At 37.5% G+C, this 1,306-nt stretch carries 1 protein-coding gene and 1 pseudogene; both read right to left on the reverse strand.

Annotated features, from left to right (window positions below; genetic code table 11):
• Positions 1-299, reverse strand: a pseudogene (locus B3J44_RS06390) (efflux RND transporter permease subunit); the annotation flags it as partial.
• A 50-nt stretch (positions 300-349) separates the two neighbouring features.
• A partial coding sequence (locus tag B3J44_RS06395) for an efflux RND transporter periplasmic adaptor subunit (protein WP_286966926.1) occupies positions 350-1,306 on the reverse strand: 957 nt, incomplete at its 5' end.

A 1,306-nucleotide genomic window follows, 5' to 3' on the forward strand; every position in this document is an offset into this window, starting at 1 on the left:
GGATCGGTTCCTACTTCAAAGAAAACCTGAATTAAAGTCAAACCATCGTTGGAAGTTACGGTTGACATATAGGTCATTCCAGGCACACCATTGATGGCTCTTTCTAACGGAAGGGCGACGGCATTGGCCGAAACCTCCGCGTTTGCTCCTGTATATTTTGCTGTAACGGTTACAGACGGTGGTACAATGTCTGGAAATTGGGTAATAGGAAGCTGAAACAACGCCAGCAATCCCAGAAGGACTATCATAACCGAGATGATTAATGACAATATTTTCCTCCTGATAAATAACTCTATCATTTTAAATGTTTTAGATAAATAATTAAATAACTGTTTTACAGATCGATAATCTACATTTGTTTCATGTTGATTTTATCGCCGTCTCTTAATGATTGTGTACCTTCTTGTACAATCAGGTCATCGCTTTTTAGACCATCATTTAAGATATACACATCATCTAGAGTCGTTTCAATGGTAACATTCGTCATTTTAACTACTCCATCTTTGTTCACACGGAAAACGTATTGTTTGTCTTGAATAGAAAAAACAGCTTTCTGCGGAATTAAAATTGCATTGGTTTTTGGCTCTGAAATAATCAGTTTGCCAGAAGTTCCGTGCTTGATAAACCCTTGCGGATTGTGAAATTTTGCTTTGTATTGAATAGAACCTGTTTGTCTGTCGATATCTCCATCAGCAGTTCTTAATTCTCCTTTTTGATCGTAAACTTGTCCGTTTGGCAACACCAATCTAATATCGCCTTGCGTGTTTAAAGCTTTGTCTTCCATCATTTGGAAATAGGTGTTCTCAGGAATTGAGAAATAGGCGTACACATCGTCTAATTGAGAAACAGTAGTCAGTAATGAACCGTTTTCTACTAAACTTCCTTCCTTAAACGGAATACGGTCAACTGTTCCGTCAAATGGCGCGCGGATTGTGGTAAAGCTAATCTGTTGGTTGATTGCTTTTCTTTCTGCAGCAGCATGAGCCAATTTCGCAGAAGCGGCATCATTTTTTGCTTTAGATAATTCTAATTCTTTATCTGCAATTACTTTTTTATTGAAAAGGGTTTGCGCCTGTTCCAGTTCTACAGTTGCAATTCTTAAATCGGCTTTTGCGCTTTTGTAAACGGCTTCGGCTTTTAGAAGTTGAATCTGAAGTTCAACATCGCTTATTTTAAAAAGGATTTGCCCTTTTTTTACTTTTTGTCCTTCGCTAACGTAAACTTTGTCTAATAAACCTGGAATACGAACGTGAATTTCTACATTGTTTTTAGCATGTACATCGGCAACAAATTTGCTCGAAACTAT

Source organism: Flavobacterium sp. UBA4854, assembly GCF_002399805.1.
Lineage (GTDB): Bacteria > Bacteroidota > Bacteroidia > Flavobacteriales > Flavobacteriaceae > Flavobacterium > Flavobacterium ginsengisoli.